This is a genomic window from Methylobacterium sp. WL8 (genome assembly GCF_008040045.1).
Lineage (GTDB): Bacteria > Pseudomonadota > Alphaproteobacteria > Rhizobiales > Beijerinckiaceae > Methylobacterium > Methylobacterium cerastii.
In genome coordinates, this window is record NZ_VRVF01000090.1 from 1 (window position 1) to 17,302 (window position 17,302).

16 protein-coding genes are annotated in these 17,302 nt (G+C 71.7%); 7 read left to right on the plus strand and 9 right to left on the minus strand.

From position 1 onward, the window contains the following. Nucleotides 1–326 precede the first annotated feature (326 nt). Complete coding sequence (mdoH, locus tag FV234_RS22510) at nt 327–2,132, plus strand: glucans biosynthesis glucosyltransferase MdoH (protein ID WP_238272266.1); 1,806 nt, start codon at nt 327–329, stop codon at nt 2,130–2,132. A gap of 50 nt (nt 2,133–2,182) precedes the next feature. Here mdoH and FV234_RS22515 read toward each other — a convergent pair whose 3' ends face one another. Together FV234_RS22515 and FV234_RS22520 are read right to left on the minus strand one after the other, a co-directional pair. Continuing rightward, nucleotides 2,183–3,256 carry a catalase family protein gene (locus tag FV234_RS22515; protein WP_147831759.1) on the minus strand — a complete coding sequence of 358 codons (1,074 nt, stop codon included), beginning with the start codon at nt 3,254–3,256 and terminating at the stop codon, nt 2,183–2,185. Between the two features lie 94 nt (nt 3,257–3,350). Continuing rightward, nucleotides 3,351–3,848 carry a hypothetical protein gene (locus FV234_RS22520; protein WP_147831761.1) on the minus strand — a complete coding sequence of 166 codons (498 nt, stop codon included), beginning with the start codon at nt 3,846–3,848 and terminating at the stop codon, nt 3,351–3,353. A 150-nt stretch (nt 3,849–3,998) separates the two neighbouring features. Between FV234_RS22520 and FV234_RS22525 the strand changes: the two genes are divergently transcribed. After that, nucleotides 3,999–4,226: a hypothetical protein gene (locus FV234_RS22525; RefSeq protein WP_147831763.1), complete on the plus strand. Its 228-nt coding sequence runs from the start codon at nt 3,999–4,001 to the stop codon at nt 4,224–4,226. Nucleotides 4,227–4,241: 15 nt separating this feature from the next. Here FV234_RS22525 and FV234_RS22530 read toward each other — a convergent pair whose 3' ends face one another. Then, the gene (locus FV234_RS22530) at nt 4,242–4,589 is read right to left on the minus strand and encodes a hypothetical protein (RefSeq protein ID WP_187273770.1); all 348 of its coding nucleotides are present in this window, start codon (nt 4,587–4,589) and stop codon (nt 4,242–4,244) included. Beyond that, nucleotides 4,586–6,058, minus strand: coding sequence for a glucose-6-phosphate dehydrogenase (zwf, locus tag FV234_RS22535; RefSeq protein WP_147764820.1), 1,473 nt, complete (start codon nt 6,056–6,058; stop codon nt 4,586–4,588). Before zwf ends, FV234_RS22530 begins: the two co-directional genes overlap by 4 nt. 246 nt (nt 6,059–6,304) lie before the next feature. Here zwf and FV234_RS22540 point away from each other — a divergent pair, with 246 nt between their 5' ends. The 3 genes from FV234_RS22540 to FV234_RS22550 all read left to right on the plus strand — a co-directional run bounded on the left by FV234_RS22540 (nt 6,305) and on the right by FV234_RS22550 (nt 7,596). Continuing rightward, nucleotides 6,305–6,589 carry a hypothetical protein gene (locus FV234_RS22540; RefSeq protein WP_147831765.1) on the plus strand — a complete coding sequence of 95 codons (285 nt, stop codon included), beginning with the start codon at nt 6,305–6,307 and terminating at the stop codon, nt 6,587–6,589. Between the two features lie 40 nt (nt 6,590–6,629). After that, nucleotides 6,630–7,067: a hypothetical protein gene (locus FV234_RS22545; RefSeq protein ID WP_147764822.1), complete on the plus strand. Its 438-nt coding sequence runs from the start codon at nt 6,630–6,632 to the stop codon at nt 7,065–7,067. 232 nt (nt 7,068–7,299) lie between these two features. Then, on the plus strand, nt 7,300–7,596 hold the full coding sequence (locus FV234_RS22550; RefSeq protein ID WP_147831766.1) for a hypothetical protein: 297 nt from the start codon (nt 7,300–7,302) through the stop codon (nt 7,594–7,596). Between the two features lie 16 nt (nt 7,597–7,612). On the opposite strand, the gene FV234_RS22555 is transcribed toward FV234_RS22550, so the two are convergent. From FV234_RS22555 to FV234_RS22565, 3 genes are all read right to left on the minus strand, one after another. Beyond that, nucleotides 7,613–8,983, minus strand: a complete 1,371-nt coding sequence (locus tag FV234_RS22555) for a hybrid sensor histidine kinase/response regulator (RefSeq protein ID WP_147831768.1) — start codon at nt 8,981–8,983, stop codon at nt 7,613–7,615. Beyond that, nucleotides 8,980–10,194, minus strand: coding sequence for an FIST N-terminal domain-containing protein (locus tag FV234_RS22560; protein ID WP_147831770.1), 1,215 nt, complete (start codon nt 10,192–10,194; stop codon nt 8,980–8,982). The genes FV234_RS22555 and FV234_RS22560 overlap by 4 nt, the downstream gene beginning before the upstream one ends. A gap of 164 nt (nt 10,195–10,358) precedes the next feature. Further along, entirely contained in the window at nt 10,359–14,153 is a 3,795-nt protein-coding gene (locus tag FV234_RS22565) for a PAS domain S-box protein (RefSeq protein ID WP_147831772.1), read from the minus strand. A 331-nt stretch (nt 14,154–14,484) separates the two neighbouring features. Here FV234_RS22565 and FV234_RS22570 point away from each other — a divergent pair, with 331 nt between their 5' ends. Both FV234_RS22570 and FV234_RS22575 read left to right on the plus strand, forming a co-directional pair. After that, nucleotides 14,485–15,147 carry a response regulator transcription factor gene (locus FV234_RS22570; protein WP_147831774.1) on the plus strand — a complete coding sequence of 221 codons (663 nt, stop codon included), beginning with the start codon at nt 14,485–14,487 and terminating at the stop codon, nt 15,145–15,147. A gap of 252 nt (nt 15,148–15,399) precedes the next feature. Next, nucleotides 15,400–15,789, plus strand: coding sequence for a hypothetical protein (locus FV234_RS22575; protein ID WP_238272264.1), 390 nt, complete (start codon nt 15,400–15,402; stop codon nt 15,787–15,789). A gap of 33 nt (nt 15,790–15,822) precedes the next feature. On the opposite strand, the gene FV234_RS22580 is transcribed toward FV234_RS22575, so the two are convergent. Together FV234_RS22580 and FV234_RS22585 are read right to left on the minus strand one after the other, a co-directional pair. Then, complete coding sequence (locus FV234_RS22580) at nt 15,823–16,446, minus strand: ribonuclease D (protein WP_147831776.1); 624 nt, start codon at nt 16,444–16,446, stop codon at nt 15,823–15,825. A gap of 611 nt (nt 16,447–17,057) precedes the next feature. After that, on the minus strand, nt 17,058–17,302 hold a 245-nt coding region (locus tag FV234_RS22585), incomplete at its 5' end, for a helix-hairpin-helix domain-containing protein (RefSeq protein WP_147765427.1).

The window sequence follows — 17,302 nt, forward strand, 5'->3', positions numbered from 1 at the left end:
CCGTGATGGCGGTCACCGACGCGGACGGCGCCGACCAGGATGAACAGGTCGTCGGCCTCGTCGGCGGGGATGATGCCCTCGGCGACGGCGCCGGCAGGCCGTGCCCCGGCCCGTCGCCCCGGCCCTCGCCGGCGCCGAGCCGCGGCCCCGCCGCCGGCGGGGTGTCCTCACCTTCGAGTTCGATGCGCTCCATGCCCGCCACGCGTCCCATTCCGTCCACGACCGCGCCGGCCTCCCACGCCGACGGGCGCCCTGTCGAGAGGTGCGGCGCCGAAACCTGGCAGCGCGACGGCCGTCGCAAGGCCGGCGCGCTGCTCGGGCGGCGGATGGCGCTCGCCCTGCCCTCGCTCGGGGTCGGCGCCGTGATCGCGTGGCTCGCCGCACTCGCCGAGCCGGTGCGCGCCGACCCGACCGAGGCCTGGCTCGGGGGAACGGTACTGGTCCTGTTCGCGGTGGTCATGACCTGGCAGGCGTTCGTGGCGTGGCAGTACCTCTACGGCCTCGTCGCGTCCGGCTTCGGCGCGCGGGCGAAATCCGCCCTGGAGCGCCGTTCGGAGACGGTGCCGGCCCGCGCCTCGGGCCTGTCGCGCACGGCCGCGGTGGTGGCGATCCACGCCGAGGACCCGGTGGCGGTGTTTTCGGCGCTCCGGGTGATGGCGCGCTCGCTCGCCCGCGACGCCGTCGATGGCGGCGACATCGACCTGTTCGTCCTCTCCGACACCCGCGACGGCGCGATCGCCGCGGTGGAGGAGCACGAGTTCGCCCGCATCCAGGCTTGGCGCGAGACCGCCGGCCCCGGCATCCCCGAGATCCGCTATCGCCGCCGCACCGAGAACGTCGGGCGCAAGGCCGGCAACATCGCCGAGTTCACCCGCACCTACGGCCCCGAATACGATTTCATGATCGTGCTCGACGCCGACAGCCTGATGAGCGGCGCCACGATGCGCCGCCTCGCCCGGCTGATGGAGGAGAGCCCGGCCACCGGCCTGATCCAGACCGTCTCCTACGCCGCCGGCCGCGACACATTGTTCGCCCGCATCCAGCAATTCGCCGTGCGGCTCTACGCGCCGCTGGCGTTGCGCTGCCTCGAGACCTGGCAGGGGCCGGAGGGCAGCTACTGGGGCCACAACGCGATCCTGCGGATCGCGGCCTTCGCCGACCACGCCCAGCTCCCCGTCCTGCCGGGGCGCGCGCCGCTCGGCGGCGAGATCCTGTGCCACGACATCGTCGAGGGCGGCATGCTGGTGCGCGCCGGGTGGGAGGTCCGCCTGCTGCCGGAGATGGGCGGCACCTGGGAGGAGATGCCGACGAACCTCGTCGACCTGCTCGGGCGGGAGCGCCGCTGGTGCCAGGGCAACATGCAGCACCTGCGCGTCCTGCCCTGGCCCGGCCTCAAGGCGGCGAGCCGCTGGCACCTCGCGGTTGGCATCGTCTCCTACGCGATGCTGCCGCTCTGGATCGCCTACCTCGTCGCCGGCGCGTGGCTCGCCGCGCGCACGGGCGAGCTCGGCCTGCTCGGCTACGGGCTGACCGGCGCCGGCGCCGCCGCGCACGCGCTGGCCGCCCTCACCGTCACGGTGCTGGCCCTGCCGAAGCTCCTGAGCCTCGGCCACGCGCTCGCCGACAAGGGGCGCCGCGACGCCTTCGGCGGAACCCGCGCGCTGCTCGCGAGCGCGGCGCTCGAACAGGCGATCTGGGTGCTGCTCTGGCCGGTGATGACGCTGTTCACCGCCGGCGCGGTGATCTCGACCTTCTTCGGCCGGGTGGTGCGCTGGGACGCCCAGGCCCGCGACGACCGCAAGGTGAGCTGGGCCGAGGCCTGCCGCCTCCAGGCCGACGCCCTCGTGGTCGGCGCGCTGGCCGGCCTCGCGCTTGCCCTCGTCGGCGACCCGTGGCTCGCCCTGTGGCTGTCGCCGGTGGTGATCGCCCTGCTGACCAGCCCGGCCCAGAGCGTGCTGACGAGCCGCGCCGACCTCGGCCGGGCGGCCCGCGCCCGCGGCCTGTTCCTCACGATCGACGACACAGCCCAGGCCCCGGAGCTCGCCGACCTCGCCGGCACCCGCGCACCATCGCCTCCGAAGCGGCCCGCCCCGCGCGAGCCGGTCCGGGTCGCGGCCGCCGACGCGGCGTGAGCCCCGCTCCGGCTCGTCGATGAAACGCCCCGGGCGCCCTCTCGCGGCGCTCAGGCGGACGGTTCGTGGATCGGGCAACCGTTGAAGCGCTCGCGGAACTCGGCCGAGTGCTTGTAGGGCGCGTTGCGCGCCCGGTTGATGTTGCCGAGCGGACGGTGCGCGGCGAGCCCGGTCCAGACGCTGAAGCGCATCTGCTCGTCCACCGCCTGGACCCGGCCCGGCTCCCAGCTGTCCTGCGGGCGAACGGTGATCAGCCCGACCCGCTGGAACGGCGCCTCCGCCTCGTCCCATTCGACCGTCGGGTCCTCGACCGGCTGGCGCTCGCGATCGCGGCAGAGCTGCACCCTGAACTCCCACACGCCCTCGATGCCCTGCATCTCGGCGCTGACGGTCTCGCGGATCGCGTTCGGCCGGCCGTAGGCGTCGATCTCGGTGCCGGTGAGCGCGGTCAACGCCGGGGCGACGGGGGCGATCGAGAACTTGGCGACATGGTCGCCGTACCGGAACGGGGTGACGCTGTAATAGGTCTCGCCGAGCGGGTCGACGTTCGGCGCGCCGCCGAGGGCGCCCACGGTGGTGCTGTCGATGCCGACCGCGTGCAGCGCCTTGTTCACCCCGCGCAGCACGGTGGAGGCGGCGACCTTCAGGCCTTCGGCCCGGTCGGTGGTGCCCGCGAGCAGCTTGAGGCTGCCCAGGAACTTCTCGGCGTTCGGCGCCTGGAACACCTTGCCGTTGACGAAGATGAAGTTCTGCGTCGTCCCCTCGGCGCCGGGCAGGCGCTCGCCGGGCACGTCGAGCACCTTCAGGGCGAGGCCGCGCGGCAGCGACACGGCGTCGGGCAGGATGTCGCCAGCGTTGGTCGAGAGCCGCATGTAGACCGGGTGCGTGCCGGGCGCGGCGAACAGGCCCTGCGCCAGCTCCGGGGCCAGGTTCGCGTCGATCGTCAGCACGCCTTCGAGGATGCCGTGCGACTTGGCGTGGACGGAGCGCACCGCGTGCCCCGAATCGTCGGCGACCCGCGTCAGGATGGTGTCGAAGGTCTGGTTCAGCCGCTCGATGGTCTGTCCCTCGTCGGGCTTCACCTGCTCGAGGTCGGGGCTGTAGCGGACGGGCATCGCGACCATGGGGGCCTCCGGATTTCGCTCGTGCGCAACGGATCTCCGGTGCATCCGTTCCCCGTCGCGAGCCCGCGCAGCGTCATCACAAGCCCGCGCAGCGTCATCCCGCCGAGCGCGAGGCCGTTACGACCCGCCGCATCAGCCGCGGGCGCCAGACGCCGAGGACGACGTTGGCGGTGGCGACGAACAGCAGCAGCCACAGGGTGTTGCGCTCCGGCCCGAGGGATTGGGCGAGCAGGCCGGGATCGAGGCGGCCGGCCAGCGCCTCGGCGCTCAACTCGGCCTCCTGCCGCATCGGCCCCTGCACGTAGACGAGCCCGCCCTCGAACATCAGCACGCCGGTGGCGAGCTTGGCCCAGGCCCAGACCGCCCGGTGAAAGGCGCGCTGCGCCAGGGCCAGCAGGCCGGACAGCAGGGTGAGCGCGAGCGAGGGCAGGAAGATCCAGGTGGCGACCGCACCCATCGCCCCGCGCATCAGCGCGTATCCGGCCCGGTCGGCGGTGGGCGGTACGAACACGCACAGCACCAGCAGGCAGGCCGCCGCCCCCATCAGGCCGATCGCGCCCATCGTGTGCAGGAACTTCAGGAGGCGTCGCACGGCGTTCCAACCCCCATTTGCCCGGGCCTCCGTCTCCCGCGGGCCGCGGCCAAGATAGGGTACGCCCGACGGGCGGGATAGCGCACGCGACACGCCGTCCCGGCCACCCGCACGCAGGCAACGGACGGCGCGCTCGCGGGTTGGCCCGGCATGACGAGCATCGCCATCATGATCGGGACGCCCGCGGGCTCGAAGCTCCTGGCGGCGGCGACCGAGCGGCAGGCCGCCCTCTCGGCCGAGCGGATCATCCTGCGCTGCCCGCGCGCCGCCCTGCCGGTGCCGCTCTGGGTCCAATGCGCCGACTCGGCGATCACCGCCCGGCTCAGCGCCTATCTCGGCGACCTTCAGGCCGAGCTGATCGGCGTCCCCGCAGCCTGAGGCCAGTCGATCCCGTCACGGCCCGTCTCGACCCTCTTGCATGCGCTCGACGCACCGGTAGCCGACGAAGCACATCCGCACGTCACGGGTGGCCTCGAAGGCCGGCCGCGCCGTCAGCTCGATGGTGCAGAAGCCGCCGTCGCGGACGATCCGCTCGTAGGTCATCGCGCCGGTGGTCATCACCACGGCGCCGGCACGGGCGACGAGGGCGGCGGCGTCCGCGCAGGTCAGCGCCCGGGTGTCGGGCCGCGCGCCGCCCGGCGATCCGCTCGGGGCGTAGTCCTGCCCGGTGCCGGGGCCTTCGGCGAGCGCCGGCGTCGCGAGGAGCGCGAGGCCTGCCAGACAGCGTGCGAACGAGGTCATCGAAGCTCCTCATGCCAGGTCCGCCCGTCGCGCTCGATCAGGGCGATGGCGGCGGTGGGGCCCCAGCTGCCGGCGGGGTAGGCGCGCGGCGGTTCCCGGCGGTCGGCCCAGGCCTTGAGCAGGCTGTCGGCCCAGGCCCAGGCGACCTCGACCTCGTCGCGGCGCATGAACAGGGTGGCGTTGCCGCGGACCACGTCCATCAGCAGGCGCTCGTAGGCGTCCGGGTAGCGCTGCTTGAAGGTCTCCTCGAAGGAGATGTCGAGGTTGGTCGGCCGGAGGCGCATGCCGCCGGGGCCGGGATCCTTGGTCATCACCTCGAGCTTCATCCCCTCCTGCGGCTGCAGGCGGATGACGAGGCGGTTCGGCTCGCGCCCGAACGACTCCTCGGGAAAGATCGAGAACGGCGCGGCGCGGAACTGCACCACGATCTCGGAGAGCTTCTGCGGCAGGCGCTTGCCGGTGCGCAGGTAGAACGGCACGCCGGCCCAGCGCCACGACTGAACCTCGACCTTGCAGGCCACGAAGGTCTCGGTGCGGCTGTCGTGCCCGAGCTCGTTGAGGTAGCCCTCCACCGGCTTGCCGTCGACGGCGCCCTGCACGTACTGGCCACGCACCGTCACCTGCTGCACGTCGCCGGCCGTGATCGGTTTCAGGGCGCGCAGCACCTTGAGCTTCTCGTCGCGCACCGAGTTGGCATCGAGGTTGAGCGGGCTCTCCATCGCGGTCAGGCACAGGAGCTGCAGGATGTGGTTCTGCAGCATGTCGCGCAGCGCCCCCGACGTGTCGTAGTAGCCGGCCCGGCCCTCGACGCCGACGGTCTCGGCCACCGTGATCTGGACGTGGTCGATCACGTCCGCCGTCCAAAGCCGGTCGAAGATCGTGTTGGCGAAGCGGAGCGCCAGCAGGTTCTGCACCGTCTCCTTGCCGAGGTAGTGGTCGATCCGGAAGATCTGCTCTTCCGGAAACACCTCGCCGACCGCGTCGTTGATCGCGCGGGCCGACTTGAGGTCCTTGCCGATCGGCTTCTCCAGAACGACGCGGGACTTCTCGCCGACGAGGCCGAACTTGGCGAGGTTCCGGCAGATCGAGCCGTAGAGGTCGGGCGAGGTCGCGAGGTAGAACGGGCGCACCTGGTCGGGCCGCTCGTCGAGCTTGGCCACGAGGTCGGGCCAGCCGTCGTCGCCGGCCCCGTCCACCGCCACGTAGTCGAGGTGGTCGAGGAAGGCGGCGAGCGTCGCCTCGTCGAGGTCGTCGGCCGCCACGAAGCGCTTCAGCGCGTCCCGCGTGCGGGCGCGAAACGCCTCGACCGCAAGTTCCGAGCGCGAGGCGCCGATGATCCGGGAGGTCGGCGGGATCTGGCCGTCCTTGTAGCGGTGGTACAGGGCCGGCAGCAGCTTGCGGGTGGTGAGGTCGCCGGTCGCGCCGAACACGACGTAGTCGAAGGAGGCGACGGGAATGATGGTGGCCAAGGGCTGCTCCCGGTTTGATGCGGCGGCGCGGATGTCCGCCCGCGGACGACTCGCGCGGCCGGCCCGATCCCACCCCGCGGCTTAGGCCTTTGCAATTGCTTCGCCAAGGTTTGGGCGACGGCAGGGCCGGGGGCGTGCGCCGCCGTTAAGCACGTCGCTTAGCGAGATGTTCAAGTCGGGACGGCATTCTCACGCTGCGGCCGGCCATGCGGTCCATCGAAGGCGCCCCGGGAGGTCGGTCCGGCCATGCACCAGGATGACGAGCGGTACGCGCGCGACGCGGATTGGGACGAGCCGCGGCCGCGACGCCGGGGCGTGTTCGGGCGGGCGTTCTCGCTCCTCAAGCTCGCGCTGTTCCTCGCCCCGACGGCGCTGTTCGCCGCGAGCTACCTCGTGACCGATTGCGGATCGCGCGCCGGCGCCGGCCTCGGCCAGCTGTTCAAGGCCGGCGCCTGCGCCCGCGGCGAGATCCTGAACGGCGCCCTGTCGCTCCCCACCGACCTCGCCGCCCTGCGCCGGGCGATGAACTGATTTCGGTCCGCGGCCGGTTTAGCCGCGGCACCGAGCCCCCATGCGCCCTCTTCTGAACGAGCCGACCATGTACGCCCACCCCACCGACGGCGCCGCACCGCGCCCGCTCACCGACGCGGAGCGGGCGCGCACCCGCCTGAACCGAATCGTGGCGCCCGCGCAGAACCCGGACAGCCTGACCCGGCCGGAGACCCAGGCCGCGTCGGCCGCGCCGCGCCGGCCCCGGCACGGCGCGGGCAAGCGCGAGGGCTTCCGCCTCGGCTGGGGAAGCTGGCTGGTGATCGAGATCCTCGTCATCGCCATCGCCGCCGCCGCGTTCCTGGCCTGGCCGCCGACCTCCGCCTGCCGCGAGCAGGAGGCGAAACTCGGCTTCTATGCCGGCGACACCCTCGGCAAATGCATCCGCCGCGGCATCGCCGCCCGCATCGACGACGCCGACCAGCGCCTCAAGATGCTGCTGCGCGGCTCGGGACGGTGACTCAGTCGCGAAACATCCAGCCCCGACGAAACAAGGCGCGCCTCTCGGCAGAGGTGCGCCCTGGAAGTTGGTTCCGGTCTCGTGAAGGAACGGAATTTCGATACGGCGTCGGGCCTGCGCGGACGAGGTCTGGTCGGCGATATACCAGAGGTGTGGCCGTGTCGTCGCATTGTCACATGGGTTAAGCTTCGCCGCCGGAATCGACCGGCCGGTTGCGTCGAGGAGACCACACATGGCGTCCATCGCGGAAGTCGCGGCGACGATGCGCGACGTCGTCACGCCGGGGATGAAGCCGAAGGAGATCCGCGCCGCGATCCGGGAGAAGCACCCGGAGGCAAGCAAGAAGGAGATCGTCCGCGCCGCCTTCTACGCCCTGGCCGAGGCTCCGGCGGGCGCGTTGGCGGACCTGCACGGCTTCGCTCTGTCCGAGCGCGGCGCCGACGAGGAGGCCGACACCGTCGTCCGGGCGCGCAAGCGCAAGCGGAAGAAGCATGCCCCCGCTGCAGCCGAGGTCGCGCCGGCGGCCTGATCGCCGGGCGCCGCCCTCACGCCAGCAGGTAGGTCAGCAGCGCGCGCAGCTGCGCCGGCTTGATCGGCTTGTGCATGAGTTCTGCGCCCAGGCGCGCCGCCTCCGCCGCGATCTCGGGGGCGTGGTCCGCGGTGGTGACGATCACCGGCAGCGGCGCGGTGCGCCCGGCCTTGAGCGCGACGGCGACGTCGAGGCCGCAGGCGCCGTCGTCGAGGTGGTAGTCGAGGATCAGGATGTCGGGCTCGAGGCCGCCCGCGCGCAGGGCCGCGTTGACGCCGGCCAGGTCGCGGAAGGTGGCGACCTCGGCGTCCCAGGTCTGGAGCAGACGCGTGAGCGCGTCGGCGGTGGCGGCGTCGTTCTCGACGACGACGACGCGGGCGCCCGAGAGCGGCGTCGCCACCGGCAGCCGGCGCGTCTCGGCCTCCGCCCCGGCCGGCGCGTCGCTCTCCGGCACGGTGAGCGACACCCGCGTGCCGTGACCGGGGCGGGAGGCGAGTGCCAGCGGGTGGTCGAGGGCCAGCGCCATGCGGCGCACGATCGACAGCCCCAGGCCGAGACCCGGGCCGTCGGCTTCGGCTCCACCGGAATCGCCCGCGGCGGCGCTGCCGCGGTAGAACTCGTCGAACACCAGCGCGTGCTCGTCGGCGGCGATGCCGCAGCCGGAATCCATCACGTCGATCCGCACGGCGCCGGCGCGGCGGCGGGCGACCAGGGCGACGCCGCCGGAGGCGGTGTAGCGGATCGCGTTGGAGAGCAGGTTCTGCAGGATGCGCCGCAGCAGCAGGCCGTCGCTCGACACCGCCAGGTCCGGGCTGCGCACCAGCAGGCGCAGGTCCTTGCGCGCGGCGAACGGCGTGAAGCTCGCCGCCAGCCCGGCCAGCAGGTCGGGCAGCGCGACCGGCCGCACCTGCGGGCGGACGATGCCGGCATCGAGCTTGGAGATGTCGAGCAGGGTCTTGATCAGGTCCTCGATGGTCTGCAGCCCGCGCTCGACCTGCGCCCCGATCAGGCTCGCCTCCGGCCCGAGCGGCAGGTCGGCGAGCGCCGAGATCGAGAGCCGGGCGGCGTTCAGCGGCTGCAGCAGGTCGTGGCTCGCGGCGGCGAGGAACCGGGTCTTGGAGCGGTTGGCGGTCTCGGCCTCGTCCTTGGCCGCCGCCAGCGCCTCGTTCGAGCGCTCCAGGCGGTGCATCAGCGCCGTCATCTCCTCGGTGCGGGTGCGGATGCGCCCCTCGAGGGTGATCGCGGTCTGGAACAGGGCGTAGGCGCCGCCGCGCTGGTCGGTGCTGCGCTCGACATGGGCCATCAGCGCGGCGTTGATCCGCTCGAGCTTGGCGATGCGCCGGCGCAGGGACGCCTCGCCCTCCAGCCCGGGCGCGTGCAGGGTCATGGGGTCGCCGGAGGGGCCGGCGGCGCGTCGGCCGGCCTCATCACATCAGCCGGTCGCTTGCCGATGGCGATGCCGGTCAGGGTCTGGTTGAGGTGCATCGCCCGGTACTGCTCGCCGTAGGTCTCGAAGCCGACCATGTCGTAGCGGCGGTAGAGGTCGGCGATGCCCTGGCGCACCTGCCGGCTCTCGGCGTCGAGGCGGCGCAGCACGCACTCGAAGCCGATGATCAGGTCGACGCCGCCGAGCGCCAGATCGAGCCGGGCGAGCTCGGCCCGGGTCGTGGCGACGATGTCGCGCGGTTCGGCGAGCGTCAGCACCACGCCCTCGTCGATCGCGCAGAAGAAGCTGAGGGAGCCGTCGGCGTTGAGCCGCCGGATCGAGCGGCAGAAGTACTCGCCGCCGACCTTCACCGCGAGCGGGTAGGCGGCAAAGCTCATCGGTGTCAGCCGCTCGGGGTCGAGCCCCACCGCCATGGCGTATTCGCGCGCGGCCGGCTCCGCGTTCAGCTCGTAGACGGTGCGGGCCTCGCCGTTCGAGGCGGTCACCACGAACTTGACGTCGGTCGGCTCGAAGTTGTCGCTCTTGAAGATCTGCACCGGGAAGTCGCTCTCGACGAGCAGCAGCACGGCGGCGTTGCGGTGGATCGCGCCGCCATGCAGCAGCACCGCGTCGCGGAAGGTGAGGCCGTCGCCAGCCGAGCCGCCGACGAGGGGGATGCCCTCCAGGGCCCAGGTGATGGCCGAGACCACTGTCTCCTCGGCGTTGGTCATCCCGTCGATCAGCGAGAGCGCGAAGCACTGGGTCGGCTGGGTGTGGTCGGGCCCCTGCGGCTCCAACCGGCGGCGCAGGGCCCGCACCGCGCCCGCGGTGCGCTCGACGTCGAGGTGGTCGATCGCGTCGAGCACCGTCGAGACGATGCGGAAGCCGTCGGCCGGGAACGCGATCGCCACCAGGCCGCGGTCGAGCCCGCCGGCCGGGGCGATCCCGCCCGACATGGTGCAGCCGGCGATCTCGGCCCGCGGAAACGCCTCGGCAAGCCGGCGGTTCAGGGTCTCGGGATCGTAGTCGGGGGAGAAGAACACCAGGAGCTGCGCCACCCCGGCGCCGAACGCCCGCGCGATCTCGGCCACGGCCTCGCCGGCGGAGCCGCGCTCCGTCCAGGCCGTCCTGATGCCGCACAGATGCGTGCGCACCTGCGTTCCGTCCGCCACGTCCCGCTCCCGATCGTCGTCCGCCCCCGGTTGATCCGCGGGTTGTTGAGGTGCGCGAGTATGTGGCGCGCCATCGAAACCTGCAACGGGGCCGGAAACCCCGAGCCGCCGCTTGGGGATGTTCGAGACGGGGTCCTTCGGCCCGCGGCGCACCGACGCCCGAGCTACGTGTTCGTGATCGATCGGGCGCCGCCGGCCTGCGCCTCCCGAAGCAGGACCAGCGATGCCGCCTTCGCCTGGCGGCAGAGCGAGCGGACCTGCTCCAAGTCTTGCCGGAACACCTCCAGCCCCTCGCCGACCACGCGCTGCTCGTGGATGCCCTCCAGCGCCCGGCAGGCATCGGACAACGCCGTGAAGCCGAGCATGCCGGTCGAGCTGGTGAGCGTATGTGCTTCGAAGCGAAGCTGGTCGCGTTCCTCCGCCGAGGCATCGCCGCCGAGGAAGCTCGCGCCCAACTCGTCGGCCAGCGCCTCCAGCAGGCCGGCCAACCGCTCGGGCCTGACCTGCGCCGACATCGCGTCGTAGGTCTGCTGATCGGGCAGGCCGGCACGAAGCCCGGCAACGCTCAGATCGGACGGCGCGGTTCCGGCGTTCCAAGCCAGCCACTTGTCGATCAGGCGGTAGAGCGCCGCCCGCTCGAACGGCTTGCCGATGTGGTCGTCCATGCCGGCCGCGCGGAAGGCCTCGATTTGGTCCGTCAGCACGTTGGCGGTCATGGCGACGATCGGCACGGTCGCGGCGTGGGTGCCGAGGGCGCGAATGCGGCGCGTGGCGGTCAGCCCGTCCATGCCGGCCATCTGCACGTCCATCAGCACGAGGTCGTAACGGCTCCGCTCCACTGCCCGGATCGCCGCCTCGCCGTCGTCGACCACGTCGACCGTGTGGCCCCCGACCTCGAGGACGGCGCGCGCCAGCTCCTGGTTGATCGCGTTGTCCTCGACGAGGAGCAGGTGGCCCGAGCGCCGCGCCGCCGGAGCCTGCGTGACGAGGGCGATGCTGCGCGCCACCGTCCCGTGCGGCAGCACCACCGAGAACCAGAACGTGGCGCCGACGCCCTCGTCGGACAGGACGCCGATCTCGCCGCCCATCAGGTCGATGAGCTGCCGGCTGATGGCGAGGCCGAGGCCGGTGCCGCCGAAATCCCGCCCGATCGAGCCGTCCACCTGCGAGAAGCGCCGGAACAGGCGGTCCTGCTTGTCCCGGGCGATGCCGATGCCGGTGTCGGCCACGCTGAAGCGCAGGCGCTCGCCGGCCTCGGTCGCGCCGCCGTGCTGGACGCTCAGGGTGACGGAGCCGCGCGCCGTGAACTTGATCGCGTTGTTGAGCAGGTTGAGCAGCACCTGCCGCAGCCGCCCCTCGTCGCCCACCAAGCCCTTGGGCAGGGCCGGATCGATCACCGCCCGGACCTCCAGGCCCTTCCCGGCGGCGGCGCCGCGCACGATCGCGAGGCTGTTGTAGACCAGCGCACGCGGGTCGAAGGCCTGCCGGTCGAGGGCGACGGCGCCGGCCTCGACCTTGGAGAAGTCGAGGATGTCGTTGACCACCATGAGCAGGGACGCGCTCGACGTGCGCACCAGCTCGGCCTGGCGCTGCAGGTCCTGGGGCAGGCGGCCGGAGGCGACCATCAGGTCGGTGAAGCCGATGATGGCGTTGAGCGGCGTGCGGATCTCGTGGCTCATCGCGGCGAGGAAGTCGGTCTTGGCCGCGCTCGCGCGTTCCGCCGACGCCTTGGCGTCGGCAAGGGCCTCTCCTTGCGCGCGGCGCTCCGAGACGTCGCGGAAGGTGGCGACGATCGTCGGCTCGCCGGCCTGGGCGTCCGGGATGCGCCGGAACACGCCCTCGACCCAGATCCAGCCGCGCGCCTTGTTCCGCGCCCGGTACTCGCACGTCGCCTCCGCCTGGCCGCGGGACAGCATGCGCGTCGCCGCGTAGAGCAGGCCGAGGTCGTCGGGGTGGACGTAGTCGGCGAGCCGCATCGCGCCGAGCTCTTCGGGCGCGTAGCCGAGGAGGCGCTCGGAGGCCGGCGAGATGTACGAGCGCCGGCCGTCGTCGTGGCCGAGGATGATCAGCTCGCCGGTGTTCTCCGCCAGCAGGCGGAAACGGTGCTCGCTCGCGCGGATGCGCTGCTCTGCCTCCACCCGGGCGGTGATGTTCCGGGTCGAGGCGACGCAGCCGAGGGGTCGGCCCGCGGCGTCTTGGACCAGGCGGTAGCCGACCTCGACCCAGACGTAGTCCCCGTCCTTGCGGCGGTAGCGCTGGCGCTTCAGCGCCTCGGTCCGCCGGCCGTCTCCGAGCTCCGCGAGCAGGGCGGCGACCGCGGGCCGGTCCTCGGGGTGCACCATGTCGATCGGTTTCGTCCCGATCAGCTCCTCGGGCTCGTAGCCGAGGAGCCCGCGCGAGGCGGGCGAGACGTAGCGGCGGGTGGTGTCGAGGTCGACCTGGACGATCATGTCGCTGGTGTGGTCGGCCAGCAGCCTGTAGCGCGCCTCGCTGTCGATCACGGCGCGCTCGGTCTGGCGCAGGTCGGTCACGTCCATGACGGTCCCGAACACCGCCGTCGTGGCCCCGGCCGCGTCCTGCTCGCACAGGCCGCGGCAGACGATGTCGCGGAAGCGGCCGTCGGACGTGACGATGCGGGCAGCGAAGGAGAAGCTTTGGCCGGTCTCGACCGCGTCCGCGACGTGGCGCGCGACGGCCTCGCGGTCGTCCGGGTGGTAGAAAGCGAGCGCAGCTTCGAGAGAGGGTGGCCCGGCTTCCGGGTCGCGGCCATGGATGCGGAACACCTCGTCGGACCAGAACAGGGCGTTTCCGGGCAGCTCGATGCGCCAGTGGCCGATATGGGCGATCTGCGCGGCGAGGCTCAGCAGGCGGTTGGCCTCCTGCGCCCGGCCCTCGGCCTGGCGGGCGACGCCCTCCTTCTCGGCCAGGGTCGCGTTGGTCCGCGCCAGCGCCGCCCGCTGCCGGCTGCCGCGCTCCAAGCCACGCATTAGAACGAGGATCACGGCCAGCAGCACGGCCGTCACGATGGCGCCGGCGACCTGGGCGTGCAGCCGCTCGGCGGCCAGCGGAGCCATCACCGCGTCGAGGGATTTGCCGACGTTGACGATGAGCGGCAGCGTCCCGACCGAGCGATAGCCGTAGATGCGGGTGACGTGATCGTAGGGACTCGCCATCCGGAACGAGTCCGAGGTCTTTTGTTGAAATTGTTGGAAGTATTTGCTGGGCAGGTCGAGGGTGCGGGTATCCAGCTCGTACATGCCCGCTGTCTGTGGCGCGCGGGCGCGCACGAAGCCGTCGTTGCCAACGAGGGCGATGCTGCCCTGGGGGCCGAGGTCGAAGGCCTTGAACTGGCCGGCCAGGTAATCGGGATCGATCGAGGTGACGATGACGCCGGCGAAGCGTCCGTCGGGGTGGGCGAGCCGCCGCGCCACCTGCATCACGTAGGCGCCGGTGATCCGACCCTTCATCGTGCGATCGATGTAGAGGCCCTGGTCCGGGTTCGCGGCCAGCGCCTGGAAGTACGCCCGGTCGCGGACGTTGATGCGCGGCGAGCCCGCCGGCAGCGGCGTGCGCGCATAGAGAAGGTCCCCGTGCTCGTCGAACAGGGTCATCTGGTGGACGACGTGCTCGAGGGAGGTCGCGCGCCGGAGCCAGGCGTGGAAGTCGAACGTCTTGGGGTCGCGGAAGAAGTCGTCGGCGATGAAGCCCATGACTTGGTCGACGCCGACGAGGAGCCGCTCGACGTGCTGCTCGACCCCGACCGACAGGTTGACCACGTCGCGGGTCGCCTGCTCCCGGGCGGTCTGCTCGCGCAGGTGCAGGTGGTACGACAGGCCGACCCACACGACGGCGATCGTGAGCAGGCCCGCCACGAGGACGGGGATCTGGAAGGCGTCCGTCGCGGGGCGCTTGGTCGGGACGGTGACATCGGGCTGCGCCCGATGCGACGAGGTTGACATAAGGCGGTCCGAGATCGAGCAAATCGGCACCCGCCCGTTCGAAGCCCGGTCGTGCCGGCTCCGCGTTCGGGTGCTCGCGCGAACAAACGGAGTGCGGTCGGCGAAATCCAATCACGTCCCGAAGACCCGCCGCGATCGCAGGCCGATGTTGCAGGCGAGGAACACGTCCGCGCCGCACCCGTGACGGCCCGGATCGGGCTGGCGGAGATCCGCCGCGTCTCACCATCCGCCGTCCGTAGGGGCGCACCCCGGGACTTGGCCGAAGGGGGCGAATGTGCAACGCCTGATTGGCGGCGGCGGCTATCCTGCGGCCGGCCGGGCGGACGAAGCCATGGAACTCCTGATCGTCGACGACCACCCGCTGTTCCGCGAGGCGCTCGCCAGCACGATCGGGCTGTCCTACCCGGAGGCGGTCCTGCACGAGGCCGACGGGATCGCGGCGGCCTGCGCCGCGCTCGCTGCCCACCGCGGCATCGAGCTGACGCTCCTCGACCTGTCGATGCAGGGCGTCTCGGGCTTCGACGGCCTCGTCACCATCCGCGCCCGCTTCCCCCGCGTGCCGATCCTGGTGGTCTCGGGCCACGAGGATCGGCGCATCATGCGCGAGGCGTTGCACCATGGCGCCGCCGGCTTCGTGCCGAAGGCGGTCGACAAGGCGACGCTGACGCGGGCGATCCGGGACGTGCTCTCCGGCGCGCTCTCGATTCCCGCCGGCCTCACCGAGACGAGCCCGCCCGCCCGCGGCGCGGGCCGCAAGGCGCCGTTGGCCGAGCGCGTCGCCCGGCTGACGCCGCAGCAGGTGCGGGTGCTGGTGATGATCCGCCAGGGCAAGCTCAACAAGCAGATCGCCCACGAACTCCAAGTCGGCGATTCGACCGTGAAGGCTCACGTTTCCGAGATCTTGCGCAAGCTCGAGGTGATCAGCCGCACGCAGATCGTGATCGACACCGCGGCGTTGGATTTCGACCGCCCACAGGACACCCACGCGGGCTGAGAGGCGGCATTATCCTGCAACCGGCACCGGGATTTGCTGCGCGAGGCAGCAACGCCCAGCATTCGATTTAACATTTGCGAAATTCGCTCGTGCTCGACTGGTCCTTCGCCGGCCGCGCGAACTCTTGCCGGCTTCGAGCCCGGACGCGACCTTCGACTCGACGACCGGACCGCCCAGCGCGTCCAACGGTTGCCTCGCGGAGGCGACGCCCCATCTTTCCGGCGTGGGCGGCTTCAGCGAACAGGATCGACCGTGACCGTTTCTCCGACCATCCGCCTCCGGGCGCCCGCCCGCATGGGTGTCCTCGTGGGCGTCCTCGCCCTCCTGCCGGCGCTCGGCCACGCGCAGGAGATGCCGCGCATCGACAGGGCCCACAACGCCTTCCTGATCCACGGCAACTTCTGCGGCCCGGGCAACCGCGGGCCGAACCACCCGCCGGTGGACGCCCTCGACCTCGCCTGCGCCCACCACGACGCCTGCACGCCGGACCGCGCCTCCGGCCGGCTGGCGCACTGCGCCTGCAACGACCGCCTGCGCGAGGAGGCCGGCCTCGTCGCCCGCGATCCGCGCACGCCGCGCCCGGTGCGCGACACCGCGCAGTTCATCTCCGACGGCGCCGACCTGTTGCCCTGCGACGACTGACGGCCCCCGGCCCGGTTGCCCCGCCGGGCCGCCTCAGGTGTGCGCGAAGATGTCGACCTCGGGCCAGCCGTCGAGGTCGAGCCGCGCGCGGGTCGGCAGGAAGGCGAAGCAGGCCTCGGCCAGGTCCGCCCGGTTTTCGCGGGCCAGCATCCGGTTCAGCCGGTCGCGCGCCGCATGAAGGTGGAGCACGTCGGACGCCGCGTACTCCACCTGCGCCGGCGTGAGCGTGTCGGCGCCCCAATCCGAGGATTGCTGCGCCTTCGACAGATCGACGCCGACGCATTCGCGGACCACGTCCTTGAGCCCGTGCCGGTCGGTGTAGGTGCGCGCGAGCTTCGAGGCGATCTTGGTGCAGTAGACCGGCGCCGGCATCACCCCGAGCGCCCGGTACAACACCGCCAGGTCGAACCGCGCATAGTGGAAGATCTTCTGGACGCCTGCGTCGGCGAGGACGGATTTCAGAACCTCCGGCACCGGCCCATCGCGAAAAATCTGCACCACGTCGGCCGAGCCGTCCCCCTTCGAGACCTGCACGACGCAGAGCCGGTCGCGATGCGGGTTGAGCCCCAGCGTCTCGGTGTCGACGGCGATCGCCGCCCCCGGATCGTACCCGGCCGGCAAGTCGCCGCGATGCAGACGGATCGTGTGGCTCGGCATGTTCTTGGATCTTGTTCTTGGATCTTGACGGTGGGAGAATTTTTGGCGGGTATCACCCTGGCTGGTGGGGGACAAGGTTGGGGCGCGACAGCGCTGTTTCGATGGGTTTGAACGACTGCTGGCGATCTCGCGACGCTCGCGATAGCTCACACGGATGTTCTGGAAGCGCTCGACGCGCCGTGTGATCTCGTGGTCCGAAACCGGCCCCACGTACTTCTGAGTTTCCTTCCCCTTCTTGGCGCCGTCCGGGTCACGCGCGTAGCCGAGGTAATACCAGTATTCCTGGCCGCGGCGGTCGCTCTTGGCGAAGCGCCCGTTCTCCGGATATGCGGCGTCGAAATCCGCATCGAATGCCTTCGCGATCAGGTCGGCGAAGGCGATCTGCACAGGGCTGGCGTGCGCTTTCATCGGCCTGGAGATGTTGTAAGGTTCCTCGCAAAACCGGTACGACAAAAATCCGCGATGCGCATCTCACGGCCGGGGTCCGATCGTCACCCTGGGGCCAAGTCCGAGGCGATGTCGGCGGACGGCCGCTTTCGAGGGGTGTCGAACGCCACCCTATTCCCGGCGCGCGGCTCAAACACAGCGCGCCGGTCAAACCTGCCAAAAAATCACTTCTGCTTGGCGATGACCTTGTCCTTGATGCCGTCGTAGACCGACTGCGAGAGGATCTTCTTCTGCACGAGGTCGTCCTTGCCCTTGTAGGGGCGGCCCTTGACGATCGCGGCCGAGCGGGCGGCGCCGATGCCGGGGAGCGCGTCGAGCTCGGCGGCGGAGGCGCTGTTGAGGTCGAGGAGGGCGCCCTTGGCGGCGTTCGGCGAGCCGGCGACGGGGGCCGAGGGCTTGACCGGGGCGG